At 69.7% G+C, this 16247-nt stretch carries 15 protein-coding genes; 10 read left to right on the top strand and 5 right to left on the bottom strand.

Features of this window, described 5'->3' with window-relative positions; all coding sequences use genetic code 11:
* A complete protein-coding gene (locus tag ORI60_RS41430) occupies positions 1-1206 on the top strand; it encodes an NAD(P)/FAD-dependent oxidoreductase (protein WP_266043473.1) in 1206 nt (401 codons plus the stop codon).
* Between the two features lie 30 nt (positions 1207-1236).
* Here the strand turns inward: ORI60_RS41430 and ORI60_RS41425 are convergent, their stop codons facing one another.
* A complete protein-coding gene (locus ORI60_RS41425) occupies positions 1237-1842 on the bottom strand; it encodes a response regulator transcription factor (protein ID WP_266043472.1) in 606 nt (201 codons plus the stop codon).
* Positions 1843-1950: 108 nt separating this feature from the next.
* Between ORI60_RS41425 and ORI60_RS41420 the strand changes: the two genes are divergently transcribed.
* Positions 1951-2538, top strand: coding sequence for a flavodoxin family protein (locus ORI60_RS41420; RefSeq protein ID WP_266043471.1), 588 nt, complete (start codon positions 1951-1953; stop codon positions 2536-2538).
* A 5-nt stretch (positions 2539-2543) separates the two neighbouring features.
* The gene (locus ORI60_RS41415) at positions 2544-3551 is read left to right on the top strand and encodes a ketoacyl-ACP synthase III family protein (RefSeq protein WP_266043470.1); all 1008 of its coding nucleotides are present in this window, start codon (positions 2544-2546) and stop codon (positions 3549-3551) included.
* Positions 3552-3899: 348 nt separating this feature from the next.
* Here the strand turns inward: ORI60_RS41415 and ORI60_RS41410 are convergent, their stop codons facing one another.
* From ORI60_RS41410 to ORI60_RS41395, 4 genes are all read right to left on the bottom strand, one after another.
* Positions 3900-6131, bottom strand: coding sequence for a sensor histidine kinase (locus ORI60_RS41410; RefSeq protein WP_266043469.1), 2232 nt, complete (start codon positions 6129-6131; stop codon positions 3900-3902).
* 129 nt (positions 6132-6260) lie between these two features.
* Positions 6261-6905: a hypothetical protein gene (locus tag ORI60_RS41405; protein ID WP_266043468.1), complete on the bottom strand. Its 645-nt coding sequence runs from the start codon at positions 6903-6905 to the stop codon at positions 6261-6263.
* Between the two features lie 19 nt (positions 6906-6924).
* A complete protein-coding gene (locus ORI60_RS41400) occupies positions 6925-9183 on the bottom strand; it encodes a TOMM precursor leader peptide-binding protein (protein ID WP_266043467.1) in 2259 nt (752 codons plus the stop codon).
* The gene (locus ORI60_RS41395) at positions 9180-9332 is read right to left on the bottom strand and encodes a hypothetical protein (protein WP_266043466.1); all 153 of its coding nucleotides are present in this window, start codon (positions 9330-9332) and stop codon (positions 9180-9182) included. The genes ORI60_RS41400 and ORI60_RS41395 overlap by 4 nt, the downstream gene beginning before the upstream one ends.
* Positions 9333-9569: 237 nt before the next feature.
* Between ORI60_RS41395 and ORI60_RS41390 the strand changes: the two genes are divergently transcribed.
* The 7 genes from ORI60_RS41390 (at position 9570) to ORI60_RS41360 (ending at position 16163) form a co-directional block, all read left to right on the top strand.
* Entirely contained in the window at positions 9570-10379 is an 810-nt protein-coding gene (locus ORI60_RS41390; RefSeq protein WP_090071069.1) for an AfsR/SARP family transcriptional regulator, read from the top strand.
* Between the two features lie 159 nt (positions 10380-10538).
* Positions 10539-10790 carry an acyl carrier protein gene (locus tag ORI60_RS41385; protein WP_030474575.1) on the top strand — a complete coding sequence of 84 codons (252 nt, stop codon included), beginning with the start codon at positions 10539-10541 and terminating at the stop codon, positions 10788-10790.
* Positions 10791-10818: 28 nt separating this feature from the next.
* Positions 10819-11754 (top strand): aromatase/cyclase, encoded by a 936-nt coding sequence (locus ORI60_RS41380; protein WP_266043465.1) that lies wholly within the window; start codon positions 10819-10821, stop codon positions 11752-11754.
* A 222-nt stretch (positions 11755-11976) separates the two neighbouring features.
* Positions 11977-12705, top strand: a complete 729-nt coding sequence (locus ORI60_RS41375; protein ID WP_266043464.1) for a hypothetical protein — start codon at positions 11977-11979, stop codon at positions 12703-12705.
* Entirely contained in the window at positions 12702-13970 is a 1269-nt protein-coding gene (locus ORI60_RS41370; protein WP_030474579.1) for a beta-ketoacyl-[acyl-carrier-protein] synthase family protein, read from the top strand. Before ORI60_RS41375 ends, ORI60_RS41370 begins: the two co-directional genes overlap by 4 nt.
* Positions 13967-15181 (top strand): ketosynthase chain-length factor, encoded by a 1215-nt coding sequence (locus tag ORI60_RS41365; RefSeq protein ID WP_030474580.1) that lies wholly within the window; start codon positions 13967-13969, stop codon positions 15179-15181. Before ORI60_RS41370 ends, ORI60_RS41365 begins: the two co-directional genes overlap by 4 nt.
* A gap of 64 nt (positions 15182-15245) precedes the next feature.
* Positions 15246-16163, top strand: coding sequence for an acyltransferase domain-containing protein (locus ORI60_RS41360; RefSeq protein WP_266043463.1), 918 nt, complete (start codon positions 15246-15248; stop codon positions 16161-16163).
* Positions 16164-16247 lie beyond the last annotated feature (84 nt).

Genomic DNA, 16247 nt, shown 5'->3' with positions numbered 1-16247 from the left:
GTGGCGGCGGGGGGGGGGCCGGCGCGCGCCGGGGCGGGGCCCCCCCCCCGCGCCCGCCCCCCCCCCCCCCGCGGCCCCATCACGCTCATCGGTGACGAGCAGGCGGCGCCGTACCAGCGGCCACCGCTCACCAAGGCCTACCTGGCGGGGGAGACCGACCTCGCCGGGCTGGTGCTCAGGCAGGACTCGTACTACGACGACCACGGCATCAAGCTCGTGCGCGACGAGCGGGTGATCGGGGTCGACCGCCAGGCGCGGGTCGCGGTGCTGGGCTGTGCCCGCACGGTCGGCTACGACCACCTGGTGTTCGCGACGGGCGCACGGCCGCGGCCGTTGCCCATCCCCGGTGCCGAGCACGTGCTGAACCTGCGCACGGTCGCCGACGCGGACGCCATCCGGCAGCGGCTCGACGGCCAGATCGGGCTCGACGTCGTCGTCATCGGCGGCGGGTTCATCGGCCTCGAATTCGCCGCCGTGGTGCGGAAACTGCGCCACGAGGTGACCGTCGTCGAGGCGCAGCCGCAGGTGATGCAACGGGCGGTGTCCGCGGAGACGGCCCAGCACCTCGTCGGCCGCCACCGCAGCGAAGGCGTCCAGATCCTCACCGGAACGGGTGTCGCCGCGGTCAGGGAAGGCCTGGTGGAGCTGACGGACGGCACGGTGCTCGTCGCGGACCTCGTGGTCGCGGGCATCGGCGTCATCCCGAACACCGAGGTCGCCCAGCGCGCCGGGCTCACCGTCGACAACGGCATCGTCGTCGACGCCCACCTCGGCACGGCCGACCCGCGCGTCTACGCGGTCGGCGACTGCGCGCGGTTCGCCAGCACGCACGCCGGCGGCCTGATCCGCCTGGAGTCGGTGCAGAACGCCACGGACCAGGGCACCACGGTCGCGGCGGCCATCATGGGCAGCGCGGAGCCCTACACCGCACTGCCGTGGTTCTGGAGCGACCAGTACGACGTGAAGCTGCAGACCGCGGGTCTCACCAACGGCCACGACCGCACGGTCACCGTCGGCGACCCGTCCGAGGGCCGGTTCTCGGTGTTCTGCTTCAAAAATGACAGGTTGATTGGAATCGAGGCCTACAACCGGCCGATCGACTTCCTGATGGGGCGCCGGATCCTGGAGGGCGGCAACTCGCTCACCCCGGAGATCGTCGCCCAGCCGGGCTTCGACCTGCGCGCCAGCCAGCAGAAGGCGGCCTGACCGATGCCGTCCGCGACGCCGGGAGCCGGGCTACAGCCAGCCGGCTTCCTCGGCGATGCGGATGGCGTCCACCCGGTTGCGCCCGTTGAGCTTGGTCATGATCGTCGTCATGTAGTTGCGGACGGTGCCGACCGAAAGGGACAGCGCGACAGCGATGTCAGGCGCGTCGGCGCCGTTCGCCGCGAGCCGCAGCACCTCCAGCTCGCGGTCGGTCAGCGGGCACTCGCCGCGGTCCCACGCGGCCAGGGCCAGCTGGCTGTCCACGACCCGTTCCCCGGCGGCGACCCGGCGGATCGCGTCGGCGAGCTCCGCCGGCGGCGCGTCCTTGAGCAGGAACCCGTCCACGCGGGCCGCCAGCGCCCTGCGCAACGTCCCCGGACGGCCCAGCGACGTCAGCATCAACGTCCTGATCTGCGGCATCGTCTCGCGGATCTTCGTCGCGGCGCTCAGCCCGTCGAGGATCGGCAGGTCGATGTCGATCACGCAGACGTCGGGACCGTGCTGGCGCGCGGCCGGCACGATCTTGTCGCCGGAGCTCACCTCGGCCACGACCTCGATGTCCGGTTCGAGGTTGAGCAGCGCGATGAGAGCACCGCGCACCATGTGCATGTCCTCCGCGAGCAGAACCCTGATCATCGCGCCCCTCCGCGCGACACCATATCTCCCAACGTTCATGTCGCGCTCCACGCCACATCAAGGCGGCCCGGCAAGGGTGAACCGAGCTGCCTCGCGAAGGGATGCGTCATGGAACGCAGCGTCAACGTGACAGTCGTGTACTACTCCTCGACGGGAACGATTCACCGGATCGCCACGGAGATCTCCGAGACGGCCGAGAAGCACGGCGCCGAGGTGCGGCTGGTACGGGCTGCGGAGCTGGCACCCGAGGCGGCGTGGCGGTCCCGGCCCGCCTGGGCGGCGCACCTGGAGGAGACCGCGGACGTCCCGGTCGCCTCGGTCGACGACGTGCTGTGGGCCGACGCCGTCGTCTTCGGCACGCCGACCCGCTTCGGCAACGTGTCCGCGCAGCTCAAGCAGTTCATCGACACGCTGGGGCCCGCGTGGTTCAGCGGCCTGCTCGCCGACAAGGTGTACAGCGCCTTCACCTCCGGCGGGAGCCTGCACGGGGGCATGGAGACCACGCTCGTGTCGATCTACAACATGGTCTGCCACTTCGGCGGGATCATCGTGCCGCCGGGAGGAGACCTGAATCCCTACGGCACCTCTCACGTCCTGGGCGCGGGCAACGTGCCGGTCGACGAGATCGCGTTGCAGGCGGCCCAGATCCAGGCTGAACGCGTCGTGCGCGTGGCACGCGCGCTGAAGGAGGTCTGACCGCGGTGCGAGTGAAGGATGTTTTCGTCAACGGCAGCGGTGTGCGCCTGCCCTCGACGCTGAACGTCGCGGACGCGATCGCGTCGGGGGAGTGCGAGCCGAAGCTCGTCGCGCGGACGGACGTCGAGTCCGTCTCCGTGTCCCCGCACGAGTCGGCGGCCGAGATGGCGGTCGAGGCGGCACGGGTCGCGTTGGCACGGGCGGGGTCCGAGCCCGACGACGTCGACCTGATCCTGCACGCCACCACCTACCACCAGGGCCAGGACCTGTGGCCGGTCGGTTCCTACATCCAGCGCGAGACGGTGCGGAACTCCTGCCTGGCGCTGGAGATCCGGCAGATGTCCAACGGCGGCCTGGCCGCGATGGACCTCGCGGTGTCCTACCTGGTCGCCCGTCCCGGCAGGGACGCCCTCCTCACGTCCTCGGACCGCTTCTGCCTGCCCGGGATCGACCGCTGGAGGACCGACCCCGGAACGCCCTACGGCGACGGCGCGTCGGCTCTCGTGCTGTCCACTCGCGGCGGCTACGCGAAACTGCTTTCGCTGGCGATCAACGCGGACTCCGACCTCGAGCCGCTGCACCGCGGCGACGTGCCGTTCGGCCTCGCGCCGTTCTCGCACCGCATCCCGGTGGACTTCGAGGAGGCCAAGCACACGTTCAGCCGCGAGTTCGGGCTGTCCTACGGCATCAACAAGGCCAACGCGGGCCAGGCGCTCGCCGTCGAGCAGGCGCTGTCCGACGCCGACATGAAGATCGGTGACGCGGACTGGATCATCCTGCCGCACTTCGGCCGCCGCCGGCTGGACGTGAACTACCTGCGTCCCTACGACATCGCGCCGGAGCGCACGACGTGGGAGTGGAGCCGCACGGTCGGGCACCTCGGCGCCGGCGACCAGTTCGCGAGCTTCGACCACCTCGTGCAGACGGGCAAGGCGAAGTCCGGCCAGCGGATCGTGATGTTCGGCGTGGGCGCCGGGTACAGCTGGGGTTGCGCGGTCATCGAGATGCTGTGACGGCCGAAGGGGATCTCGGCGCGCCGACCGGTAGGTGCACTCGGGCGTGAGCCCGGCGTGCGGGTCGCCGCCGAGATCCCGGACGCGCGCGGTGAGGCCGCCGTCGTCCGCCTCGGCCGCGGTCGAGACACCCACCGCCGTCGAGCACGGACCGCGCCGAGTCGATCTCGCCGTCCAGCGACGGCTCGACGCCACCTCACGCACGTCCGCCAGGGCCTTCAGCGTGATCTTACGAGCGAAACCCCAGCCCACAGCGGGCGTCGAGCTGCCCCACCAGCGAGGGCAACCGCGACACGGCGAGTGCCTCCGCGACCCCCACGAGTGGACTCAGGTGACCTTTCGGGGACCTCAGTTGAGCGGCAGGGGGATCTCGGCGCGCAGCCGGTAGGTGTGCTCCGGCGTGAGCCCGGCGTGCAGGTCGCCGCCGAGCGCGCGGACGCGGGTGGTCAGGTTGCCGATCCCGCTGCCGTCACGGGACTTCCGCTCGGTCGTGGGGATCCCGTCGTTGGTGATGTCCATCGTGACCAGGTGCCGCGAGCTGGAGAGCACGATCTCGCAGTGCTCCGCCTTGCTGTGCCGCAGGAGGTTCGTGACGCCTTCGCGCAGCACGGTCGCGAGCGTCACCTTCACCTCGGTGGGCAACTGGTCGCACGCGTCGATCCGCACGGTCACGTCGATGTCGGCCGCGGACAGCAGCGCCTGCGCCGACTGGGTCTCCTCGTCGAAGGACAGCTCGCGGTAGCTCAGTGCCACCGAGCGGACGTCCGCGAGCGCCTGCCGGGAGATCTCCAGGACCTCGGTGAGCTCCTGACGCGCCCGGTCCGGGTCGATCGTGGCCAGCCGGTGCGTGAGCTCGCTCTTGAGCGTGATGGCCGAGAGGCTGTAGCCGAGCAGGTCGTGCAGGTCGCGGGCGAACCGCAGGCGTTCCTGCGTCACCGCCGCCGTCGCGAGCTCCTCCCGCGCCTCGTGCAGCTGGTTCACCATGGACCGCAGCCGGGTCAGCGCGTACAGCACGAGGCCGTGGTTCGTCGTCGCGATCACGGCGTAGAAGATGGCCACGGTGTTCTCGCCGAGCAGGCTGTAGATCGTCCCCTGGAGCACGACGACGGAGAAGAACGCGATCCACCCGGCCAGGCGGGGCAGCAGCAGCAGTCCCGCTCCGGCGAGGAAGCCGGGCACGCCCGCGAGGTAGGGGTTGCCGAACACCAGCGGCGGCACGTAGACGCACACGGCCAGCCCGGCGAGCACCCCGGCGCGCAGCGGCAGGCTCAGCCGCAGGCGCGGGCGGACCACCACGCCCAGCACGAGCGCGACCGTGCCGGCGATGCCGGCCGCCGCGGTCTCGATGCCGGCGGCACCGATCGGGTAGTACGTCACGAGCGTCATCGCCATCGCCGCGTACCCGATGACCACGGCCGTGAGCAGCACCTGGGCGAACCGCGTCGCGATCAGCGGTCCCGCGAAGCGCGGCGGTCTCGCCGGCTTCTCCGGTGCCGGGTCGACCGGCACCTCGGCGTGCAGGCGGTAGTCGCCTTCCGGGGTCGTCCGGGCGAGCAGGGACCCGCCGATGGCGGTGGCGCGGGTGGCCAGGTTGGTCAGGCCGCTGCCGCGCTCGTCGCCGGCCTCGGCGGGGGCGCCGTCGTTGACGATGTCGATCGACGCCAGCCGGTCCGTGCCGGAGATCGTGATCGTGCAGCGGGTCGCCTCGCTGTGCCGCAGCAGGTTCGTCACGCCTTCGCGCAGCACGGTCGCGAGCACCGTGCGGGACCGCGGCGAGAGATCGAGCTGGTCCGCCTCGATCGTCGTCCGCACTCCTGCGGCGGTCAGCACCGACCGCGCCGACTCGATCTCGTCGGTCAGCGAGAGCTCGCGGTAGCTCGACGCCACCGCGCGGACGTCCGCCAGGGCCTCGCGGGCGATGCCGAGGATCTCGACCAGCTCGCGCGTGGCGCGTTCGGTCTGGGTGCCGAGCATCCTGATGGCGAGCTCGACCTTCAGCGTGATCGCCGACAGGCTGAAGCCGAGCAGGTCGTGCAGGTCGCGGGCGAACCGCAGCCGTTCCTGCGACACCGCGAGGTCGGCGAGCTCCGAGCGGGCCGTCTCCAGCTGGTGGACCAGCGACGGGAGCCGGGACAGGCCGTAGACGACCATGCCCGCGACCATCGCCGACACCACGTAGTAGGCCAGCTGGGCGGGGTCGTCGACGTACTGCGCCCTGATCAGGCCGTTGCTGAGGGCCACCGCCGTGAACACGAACCACCGCACGCGGCCCGGCAGGACGAGCAAGGCGCTGCCCGCCAGGAACCCCGGCATGCCGTGCCAGGCGTTCGGGAAGAAGGAGAACGGCACGTACACCAGAGCGGCCATGACGCCGAGCGCCAGGTACGCCCTGCCCGAGCGCAGGTCCGAGCCCGGCCGGCTGAAGACGCCCAGCTGGAGGAACCCGATCGTGACCAGGCAGGCGAGCGAGGTCGCGATCCGCACGGGCGTCGCGCCGGCCTGCAACACGTAGGAGAAGGCGTTGCCGAGGTAGTTGGCGAAGACCACACTGATGACGACGTACGCCAAACGACGGGACACGGACGAGTGTTCCTGTCGTAGCGTCACAGCGGCAGCTCCCCCACGAGGGTCGGGACGCGGCCATGATACGGGCGCTTCCTGGGAAATCTCGTGTTTTGCGGTCCTCGATCGGAGCAACATGGCGGCGGCTCAACGCCTCTGGACGACGGCGAGCCCGGCTCCGGCGAGGTAGGCGACGACATCCCCCACCAGGGTCTTCTCCACCTGCAACGCATCCGCGACCTGGGTGACCGTGGTCTCGGTGTGCAGCAACGACTTCGCTATCTCGGTCGCCGGGGCGCTGTGCAGGATCGCCTGGTAGGCGAGCCCGGGACAGGCGAGCGCCTGGTCGCCGTTGAGCCGCTCGATCTCGGTGCGCGGCCGCATGGTGACGACCTCGTCGTCGTCGACGGGCGGGAGCGCGAACACGGCGTCACGGGTGACGGCCACGACCGACAGGATCGGCCCGGCCCCGTCGTTCAGCCCGAGCGACGGCACGACGCAGCCGCCCAGCTGGTCGAGCGTGCTCTTCAGCTTGCGCCAGATGAGGCACGGCCCGGAGCCCGTCTTCCAGCGCACGAAGTTCTCGTGCAGCGCCGAGATGTTCTCCAGCGCCACCGGGCCCAGGCTCATGCGGTGCAACGCCTCGCGCACGAGAGGGCTGGTGTCCGCGATCTCGATGGCGCCCCACCTCCCGTACACGGTGAGGTGCTCGGTCCCCTCGTCGACGAACGTGTCCTCCAGCAACGACCACAGCGGCCGGCCGGCCGGGATGTGCGACTGGGTGGGCACCACAGCGCCTCCGCTCTGGCAGTCACATGAACAGTGGGATGGGGTTGAGCTCGTCGTACCGGTGTGGCCTGGGAAGTCTCCCCAGTTGTACAGGTACGTCGTAGAGGCGCCCTTGAGCGAACCTCGACCAGAAGTGCCGCAGTCCCGGGACGACCACGCGGACGACGGGAAGCCCGATGTCCGGCCTGGTCTGGTCGAGGACGAGCACCTCCATCCCCTTGGCCTCGAGGGTGCCCTGGATGGCGCGGACGTCGTCCACGAGGTCCGCCCGGTGGGTGTAGCCGTGGTGCAGGACGTCGTGCGCCGGCCGGGCGGGGTCGGGAGCGAGCCACGGGTGGTCGGCGATCCTGGTGTTCTCGAACCAGTTCCGGACGTCGACGTCGAGGCCGTTCAGGTCGGAGGCCCCGCACACCATCGGCATGCACTGGTTGAGCTCGGTGAGCGCCCGCCGTGCGGCGATCCGCGGGTCCAGGTGCGCCCCGCAGCCGAGCATGATGTCCTCCCGCGGTCCGCCGGTGCGGTGCGACACCGCGACCATCACCGGCACACCGAGGTCCGCCGTGACGTCGAGCAGCCACACCTCGCGGCCGAGGCTCGCGTGCACTTCGCGGTTCTGGGTGATCCACGGGTCGCGGAACGAGTCCAGGTCCATGCCCGGAAGCGGAGTGCGGTTGTACCACCAGATGGCGACCGCGTCGCGTTCGAGGAGCTCCAGAAGTCCTTGCAGGACAGCGTCTTCGAGGCTGCTGCCGGCCGCGCACCCGTTGGAGTTGGCCGTGACGCTCGGCGGGCAGGGGGCGCCGAAGTACAGCATGCCGGTGGGCAGGAGCTTGTGCCGCTGTTCCGTGAGAGACCACAGCGGCGTCCAGTCCATCACCTCGTCCTCGTCGAACGGGGTGGTGACGTGCTGGAAGTTCGAGTGCGCCGCGTTCCACCCGTCGCGGCCCGCGAACTGGCGCGGGTGGTACTGCTGCACGGTGTCGGGGTGGATCGCCCGGCCCGTCAGCGAGCGGTAGCTGCCGGAGACCCGCGCCTCCTCGCCGACGAACGCGCCGCTGCGTCGTTCCACTGCCTCGCACAGGGCCCCGACCTGGGCGTCGAGCGGTGTCACGCCCTTGCCGCCGGTGTCCGCGCGCAACGCCGACCGCAGCCCCTCGATGCCCTCCCCGGCGGCGATGTTCGAGCCGGACCGGAACGAGTTGAAGAAGTCGGGACCGCTGTCGTTGCGGCGGATCTCCTTCACGATCCCGGTGACCGGGCCGACCAGGTGCTGGTAGGTGTCGAGCACTTCCTGCGGCGGCGACGACCGGTGGCCGCCGCCGTCGCAGGAGTGTTTCACGCGACTGGCGAGTTCGACCGGCTCGAACGCCCTGCGCGCGACGGTGTCGGGGTCGCCGCAGCCCGAGCACTGCGGGCGGACCCGCACCTCGTGCTGCGTGACCTTCATGGTCAGGCTGTCGTAGTTCCAGATGGAGCTCTGCGTGTCCTGCCTGATGCCCGCGAGCCACTTGGCGGTCTCCACGGACGCGATCTCCAGCGCCATCGCGCTGAGCGACGGCAGGCCGATGAGCGGCCGCGGTGCGGGGCCCTGCTGGCCGCACCTGCGCCGCACGTGCGCCTCGGCCTTGCGGTTGGCGGAAAGCCGCGCCGCGAGGCACCGCCAGCACGGGCCGTCGCCCGGGGTGAAGAAGGGACCGACGGACACCTCCGTGCCCACGGGCTTGACCAGCAGCCAGGGCTTGCCGGCGCTCCGGTGGGCGTCGTCGATGTCGCGGAGCTCGGGCGCCAGGTAGTCGGCACACGCCACGACCGTCAGGTCACCACTCCCCGAGGTGACCGTGAGCTCGTTGCGGTGCAGGGCGTCCACCAGCGCGTCCCGGTCGATGTCGCCGATCGCGGCGACGGAGATCAGCGACGCCGTTGTCGCCGACACCGCGTCCGCGGGGTCGAGGCCGGCCGCGTCCCAGTACGCGAGCGTGGCCTCGGTCGTGGCCGAACCGTCCTCCTCGCAGCGCCGCCCGATCAGACCGGCCGCGGCGAGCTTGGTGAGCATGCGGCTGACCGTGTCCTCGGTCAGCCCCGCGGGCAGGTCGCGCAGCACGGCGGCGAGGTCACGCGTGCCGTCGAGCAGCGGGGCGAGCGACTCGACGTGCGTGCCCTGGAGTGCGGTGACCCCGGACTCGCCGATCAGGTAGACGGCCTCGCCCCGCACGATCTGCGGGCGGAGGTGACGCCGGAACCCGATGCGCCGCTCGTCCGGTTCGGCCAGTTCGGGTCTCATGCCGCGAGAGCCTCAGCGGACTCGCAGAACGTGCCGGGACGGCAGGAGGTCCACGCGAAGTCCGCGGAGAAGTCCATCGAGGCCTCACGGTCGAACTGGTAGATCTTCATGTCGTCGGAGTCGTCGTTGGCGGTGGTGACGGAAGACAAGTGCTCCACGGTGACGGTGGGGTACATGTTCAGCTCCGATGTTTGCGTGTGATTTGTTGTGGGTAATGATGCGGACCAGCACTAATGGACCGGTAGTTACCGGCTAATGCGCCTTCGTATGAAGTTTTCATACCCGGCACGGGCAGAACTCACCTGACATCGATGGCCTGTGCACTAACGCCGCGCCGTTGGGCCGAGCAGACTAATCCCGTGCTTGGAACCGAAGGAGGGGTCGCGATGCAGATCAAGGTCCTGGGGCCCGTCGAGGCCAAGGTGAACGGTCGCTCGGTGACGCCAACCGCGGCCAAGCCACGGCAGATCCTGGCGCTGCTCGCGCTGCATTCCGGACAGGTGGTGTCCGTTCCCACGCTGATCGAGGAGCTGTGGGGCGACCGGCCGCCGCGCAGCGCCCGCACCACGCTGCAGACCTACATCCTGCAGCTGCGCAAGCTCATCGGTGACGCGCTGGCGACCTCCGGCGAGGGCGAGGCGAAGGAAGTGCTGGTCACCCGGTACGGCGGCTACCTGCTCGACGTGCCGCCGGAGGCCGTCGACGTGCACGAGTTCGAACGCCTCTCCCGCGCGGGCCAGCAGGCCTACGACGTCGAGGACTACGCCTCGGCCTCCCGGCTGCTGCGCCAGGCGCTGGAGATGTGGCGCGGCGCCGCGGTCGTCGACGTGCGGCCCGGCATGCCGCTCGGCATCGAGATCGTGCGCCTGGAGGAGGCACGGCTGGGCGTGCTCGAGGCGCGCATCGACGCCGAGCTGCGGATGGGCAAGCACAAGGCGTTGCTCAGCGAGCTGTCCGTGCTGACCGTGCAGAACCCGATGAACGAGAACCTGTGCGCGCAGTACATGATCTCGCTGTTCCGCGCGGGCCGGCAGTGGCAGGCGCTCGACTCGTTCAAGGCCCTGCGCAACACCCTGATCGAGGAGCTCGGCGTCGAGCCGTCGTCGCGCCTGCAGTCACTGCAGCACGCGATCCTGACGTCCGATCCACGTCTCGACAGCGCCGAAACCCGTCAGTTGCAACGTCTTCTCGCTTAGGTCAATCCTCCAGCGGCCCGCGCCACACTGTGGCGCGGGCCGTTTTTGCTTGTCGTGCAACGGTTTCTTCGAGAATCTCTCCAGTGGATTACAGGTGCGCGGTGACAACCTCAGTCGTGGGCGCGCGGAAACCGCCCGCTGGAGGAAAGGAAGCTAGCCGTGAGCGCACTGACCATCGAGGGCCTCAAAGAGATCCTCAACGAGGCCGCGGGCGACGACGACTCGTTCAAGCCGGGCCAGGACATTCTCGACCTCCCGTTCCTCGAGCTGGGCTTCGATTCCCTCGCCCTGCTGGAGACGGTCGCGCTGATCAAGCGCAAGCACGGGGTCTCCATCGCCGACGACGAGATGGCGTACATCCAGACGCCGCGCCAGCTGCTGGACAAGGTCAACGGACAGATCGCGGCCTGACGCCGGCGACTCGGATACGGAGACGGACATGACGCACACCACCACGCACACGGTCATGATCGGGGCTCCCGCCAAGGTGGTGTACGACCTGGTCGCGGACGTGACGACCTGGCCGTACATCTTCGGACCCACGGTTCAGGCCGAGGTGTTCGAACGGGACGGCTCGACGGAGCGGTTGCGGTTGCACGCGTTCGCCAACGGTGACGTGCGCACGTGGACGTCCCGGCGAGAGCTCGACCCGGCGAACCTGCACATCTCCTTCGAGCAGGAGCGTTCGGCGGCACCGGTGAAGACGATGGGTGGGGAGTGGCGGATCGTCCCGATCGCCGATTCGGCGACCCGGGTCGATCTGCTCCACCACTTCACCGCGGCGCAGCCCGAGGCGGTCGACCTCATCCTGAACGCCGTCAACAACAACAGCGACGCCGAGCTCGCCGCGCTGAAGCGCGCGGCCGAGTACGGCGACGACTACGACAAGCTGGTGCTGTCGTTCTCCGACAGCATCACGATCCACGCGAGCCGCAAGGACGTCTACGAGTTCCTGTACCGCTCCGACCTGTGGCCGGAGCGCCTGCCGCACGTCGCGCGGCTGGACCTCACCGAAGCCGTCACCGGCGTGCAGTCCATGGAGATGGACACGCGCAGCCCGGACGGGTCGATCCACACCACGCACTCGGTGAGGGTCTGCACCCCGTACGACGGCATCGTCTACAAGCAGACGCACACACCGCCGATCATGGCGGCGCACGTCGGCCGGTGGACGTTCCGGGACATCGGCGACGGCATCGAGGCCGGCATCGAGGCGACGTCGCACCACACCGTCGTCATCCGGCCCGAGGTCATCCCCGATGTGCTGGGGGCGGACGGGACGGTCGAGCGCGCTCGCGAGCTCATCCGTCACGCGCTGGGCACCAACAGCCTCACGACGCTCCGGCACGCGAAGGAATTCGCCGAGAACGGATGAGGTGACCGCGATGGGGTTGGGTGGCGCGGACTTGTTGACCGCCGCAGCACGCGCTGCAAGCCGCAACGGACTTTACGTGGTCTCCATGTACCTGGAGAAAGCCGCGGTCGAGCACCAGCGCCAGGGTTGTCCTTCTTCGGACGTGGCTCCCTGCGCCTACGAGATCGAGGCTTCCCGGGTGCTGCTGTCGGGCTTCTGAACGTCGAAGCGCGAGGGGTTCTGATGAAGCTCTACGACATCTCGCTGCGCCGCACCGGTCTGTCCATCTCGGACAGGCTGGTCGCGGCGCGGCGCCTCGACGCGCTCGGAGTCGCGTTCGTCGACGGAGGCAGGCCCGCCCGGTCGTTCTACCCCAGAGGATTCTTCGGCAGGGCGGCCATCGAGCTCCGGTTGCGGGTCGCCACCCTCATCGCCTCCGGCGGTGCGGAGGACCTCGACGCACTGATGGCCGCGGAAACCCCCGCGGTGGCGGTGGTTGTGCAAGGGCACGGCATCTCGGTGGTCCGGGAGGCCGTGCGTCAACTCGTGCGCGCCGAAAGACGAGTGATCGTCGAGGCGCGGGACTTCTTCGACGGCTGGATGATCGACCCCGAACACGCTTTGGAGGTCGTGCTGACAGCCGCGGAGGCTGGGGCGGAAACCGTGTTGCTGCACGACACAGCGGGCAAGCTGTGGCCGGACCAGATCGGCGAGATCGTCGAGTCGGTCGCGGAAACCGGTGTGCCCCTTGGATTTGGATGTCACGACGACGGAGGAACGGCAGCGAAGCAGCTGTTCGCCGCCGACGCGGGGGCCGGACTCGTACAGGGGTCCTACGCCGTCGTTCGAGGTGGCCTCGATCGGGCCGATTCACCATCGGTTCATTCGGCAGAGACAGGTATCGCTCCCGTGCCCTGTCCGAGATTGGAGCAGACCGTGTCCGCACAGAAGGCGATTGGAGGTGTCCGATGAGTCGTCGCGCCGTCATCACCGGGGTGGGCGTGGTCGCACCTGGTGGCATCGGAACGAAGGCGTATTGGAAACTGCTGTCCGAAGGGCGTACGGCGACTCGCAACATCACGCACTTCGACGCGTCTCCGTACCGCTCCCGCATGGCGGGGGAAGCAGATTTCGATCCAGTGCGCGAAGGCCTGACGCCGCAGGAGATCCGCCGTCTCGACCGGGCCGCGCAGTTCGCGGTCGTCGCGGGTCGTGAGGCGATGTCCGACTCCGGCATCGAGTTCGACCAGCTCGACCCCGGCCGCATCGGTGTCTCGCTCGGCACCGCGGTCGGCTGCACGACCTCGCTGGAGCGCGAGTTCATCGTCGGCTCCGACCGGGGCAAGTACTGGGAGGTCGACCAGTCCTACGCCGTCCCGCACCTCTACGACTACTTCACGCCGTCCTCGATGGCGACGGAGCTGGCGTGGACGGTGGGCGCCGAAGGACCGGTCTCCGTGGTCTCCACGGGCTGCACCTCGGGTCTCGACTCGGTGGGTTACGCCGCCGAGCTGATCATGGAGGGCTCCGCGGACGTCGTCGTCACCGGCGGCACCGAGGCCCCGCTCTCCCCGATCACCGTGGTGTGCTTCGACGTGATCCGCGCGTCGAGCACCCGCAACGACGACCCCACGACGGCGTGCCGGCCGTTCGACAAGACCCGCGACGGCCTGGTGCTGGGCGAGGGTTGCGCGATCATCGTGCTCGAGGAGCTGGAGCACGCCCGCGCTCGCGGTGCCCACATCTACGGTGAGGTCGCCGGCTTCGCCTCGCGGTGCAACGCCTACCACATGACGGGCCTGCACCCCGAGGGCATCGAGATGTCCGACGCCATCAACATCGCGCTGAAGCAGGCGCGTGCGGACGCCACGGACGTCGGTTACATCAACGCGCACGGGTCGGGCACCAAGCAGAACGACCTGCACGAGACGGCGGCTTTCAAGCGCAGCCTCGGTGCGCACGCCTACAAGACCCCGGTCTCCGGCTTCAAGTCGATGATCGGGCACTCGCTGGGCGCGATCGGTTCGCTCGAGATCGTCGGCTCGCTGCTGGCGTTCGAGCAGGACCTCATCCCGCCGACGGCGAACCTCCACGAGCAGGACCCCGAGTGCGACCTCGACTACACGCCACTGGTGGCGCGCGAGAAGAAGGTCGACACCCTCCTGACCGTGGGCAGTGGTTTCGGTGGATTCCAGAGCGCCATGGTGCTCAAAAAGGTGGAAGGGGCAGGCCGGTGACTCGGGCAGTGGTGACGGGAATCGGCATCGCGTCTCCCAACGGTTTGGGGCCGACCGCGTACTGGCGGGCGACCCTGCACGGGGAGGCGGCGATCAAGCCGATCACCCGGTTCGACAGCGCCAACTACTGGGCGAAGATCGCCGGTGAGGTGCCCGGCTTCGAGGCAGGGCGGCACCTGCAGGGTCGCCTGCTGCCGCAGACCGACCACATGACGCGGCTGACACTGGTCGGCACGGACTGGGCGTTGCGTGGTGCGGGTGTGCAGCCGAACGACATCCCCGACACCGACATCGCGGTGATCACCGCGGCGACGGCCGGCGGGTACGAGTTCGGGCAGCGCGAACTGCAGAAGCTGTGGCACCAGGGGCCGGAGTACGTCTCGGCGTACCAGTCGTTCGCGTGGTTCTACGCGGTCAACACCGGCCAGATCTCCATCCGCCACGGCACGCGCGGTCCCGGCGCGGTGGTGGTGTCCGAGCAGGCCGGTGGCATCGACTCCATCGGTCACGCCCGGCGCCAGCTGCGCAAGGGCGTCCAGCTCGCCCTCACCGGCGGCATGGACTCGTCGCTCTGCCCGTGGGCGTGGGTGGCGCACCAGGCCTCGGGTTGCCTGTCCCGCAACAACAACCCGAAGCGCGCGTACCTGCCGTTCGACCGCGACGCCTCCGGGTACGTCGCGGGCGAGGGTGGCGCGATCATGGTCGTCGAGACGCCGGAGTCGGCGGCCGGGCGTCCCGGTACGAGGATCTACGGCGAGATCGTCGGCTACGCCGCGACGTTCGACTCGAAGATGCCGTCACGGGAACCGGGCCTGAAGCGGGCGGCCGAGCTGGCGCTGCGCGACGCCGGCATGGACGCCTCGGAGATCGACGTGGTGTTCGCCGACGCGGCGGGCATCCCCGAGCTCGACAAGGCCGAGGCCGAGGCGATCAAGGGCATCTTCGGGCCGTACGGCGTGCCGGTGACGGCGCCGAAGACCATGACCGGGCGCCTGTTCGCCGGTGGTGGCTCCCTGGACGTGGCGTCGGCGATCCTCTCCATCTACTGGAGCGCGATCCCGCCGACCGTCAACGTCGAGAACCTCGTGCCGGAGTACGAGCTCGACCTCGTGATGAACGAGGCGCGGCACGGCAAGATCAAGGCCGCTCTGGTGCTCGGTCGCGGCAAGGGCGGCTACAACTCCGCCATGGTGGTCCGCGAGTACAGGTGATGTCATGCCTCAAGGCCGTGAAGGTGTTCCCTTCACGGCCTTGAGCCGTTTCTGGAGGCGTGTTGTGGACGTAGCACTGATGTTTCCGGGCCAGGGATCGCAGTACCCGCGGATGGCGGCGTCCCTGTACGGCACGGATGCCGTGTTCACCTCGGTGATCGACGAGGTGTTCGAACTGTTCGGCGAGGTCGGCTCGGTCGCCTGCGAGGACTGGCTCGCCGGTGCCGACATCGACCACGTGTCCCGCGCGCAGCCGTTGCTGTTCGCGGTCGACTACGCGCTGGGACGCACCGTGCTGTCCTGGGGCGTCGAACCGGTGGCGCTGATCGGGCACTCCGCCGGTGAGGTCGTCGCGGCGACGCTGGCGGGCGTCTTCTCGCTGGAGGAGGCCGTTTCCCTGGTGCGGGACCGGGTGCTGTCGGCCGTGCCCATCCCGTCCGGCGGCATGCTGGCCGCGGCCGCCTCCGAGGCGGACCTGCTGCCGTACCTGGAAGGCGACGTCGCGATCGCCGCCGTGAACTCCGCGCGGCAGACGATGCTGGCAGGGTCCGACGAGCCGCTGGCCCGCGTGCGGGCGCGGCTGGAGGCCGACGAGTACGTGGTCGTGACGGTGCCGGCGTCGACGCCGTTCCACAGCCCGGCGATGCAGCCCGCCGTGGACGAGGCGCTGGCGTCGTGGAGCGCTTCACCCCGCGCGCCGCGGATGCCGCTGTACTCGGGCTACACGGGCAAGCTGATGACCCCTGAGGACGCGCTGTCCGCGCGGTTCTGGACCCGCCAGCTGACCGACGCCGTCTACTTCGGACCGGCGCTGAACGAGCTCGTGGCGATGTACGACGTGCTGCTGGTGGAGGCCGGCCCCGGCCAGACCCTGACGTCGTTCGCACGGCGCACGAAGGCCGTGCGGTCCGGTGCCTCGCAGGTGCTGCCGTTGCTGGACGCCAACGACACGATCGAGACGGCTCGCGCCCGTCTGGCCTGAAACATAAAAGGGCCGCCCTCTCCTGGAGGGCGGCCCTTTAGCGCGTTCTAGTCGATGCCGCGGACGATGTGGTCTTCGTTCTCT

Origin of the sequence: Lentzea sp. NEAU-D7 (assembly GCF_026242055.1) — a bacterium.
In the GTDB taxonomy this organism is placed as follows: domain Bacteria; phylum Actinomycetota; class Actinomycetes; order Mycobacteriales; family Pseudonocardiaceae; genus Lentzea.
This window is presented reverse-complemented; position numbering and strand designations above follow the sequence as displayed.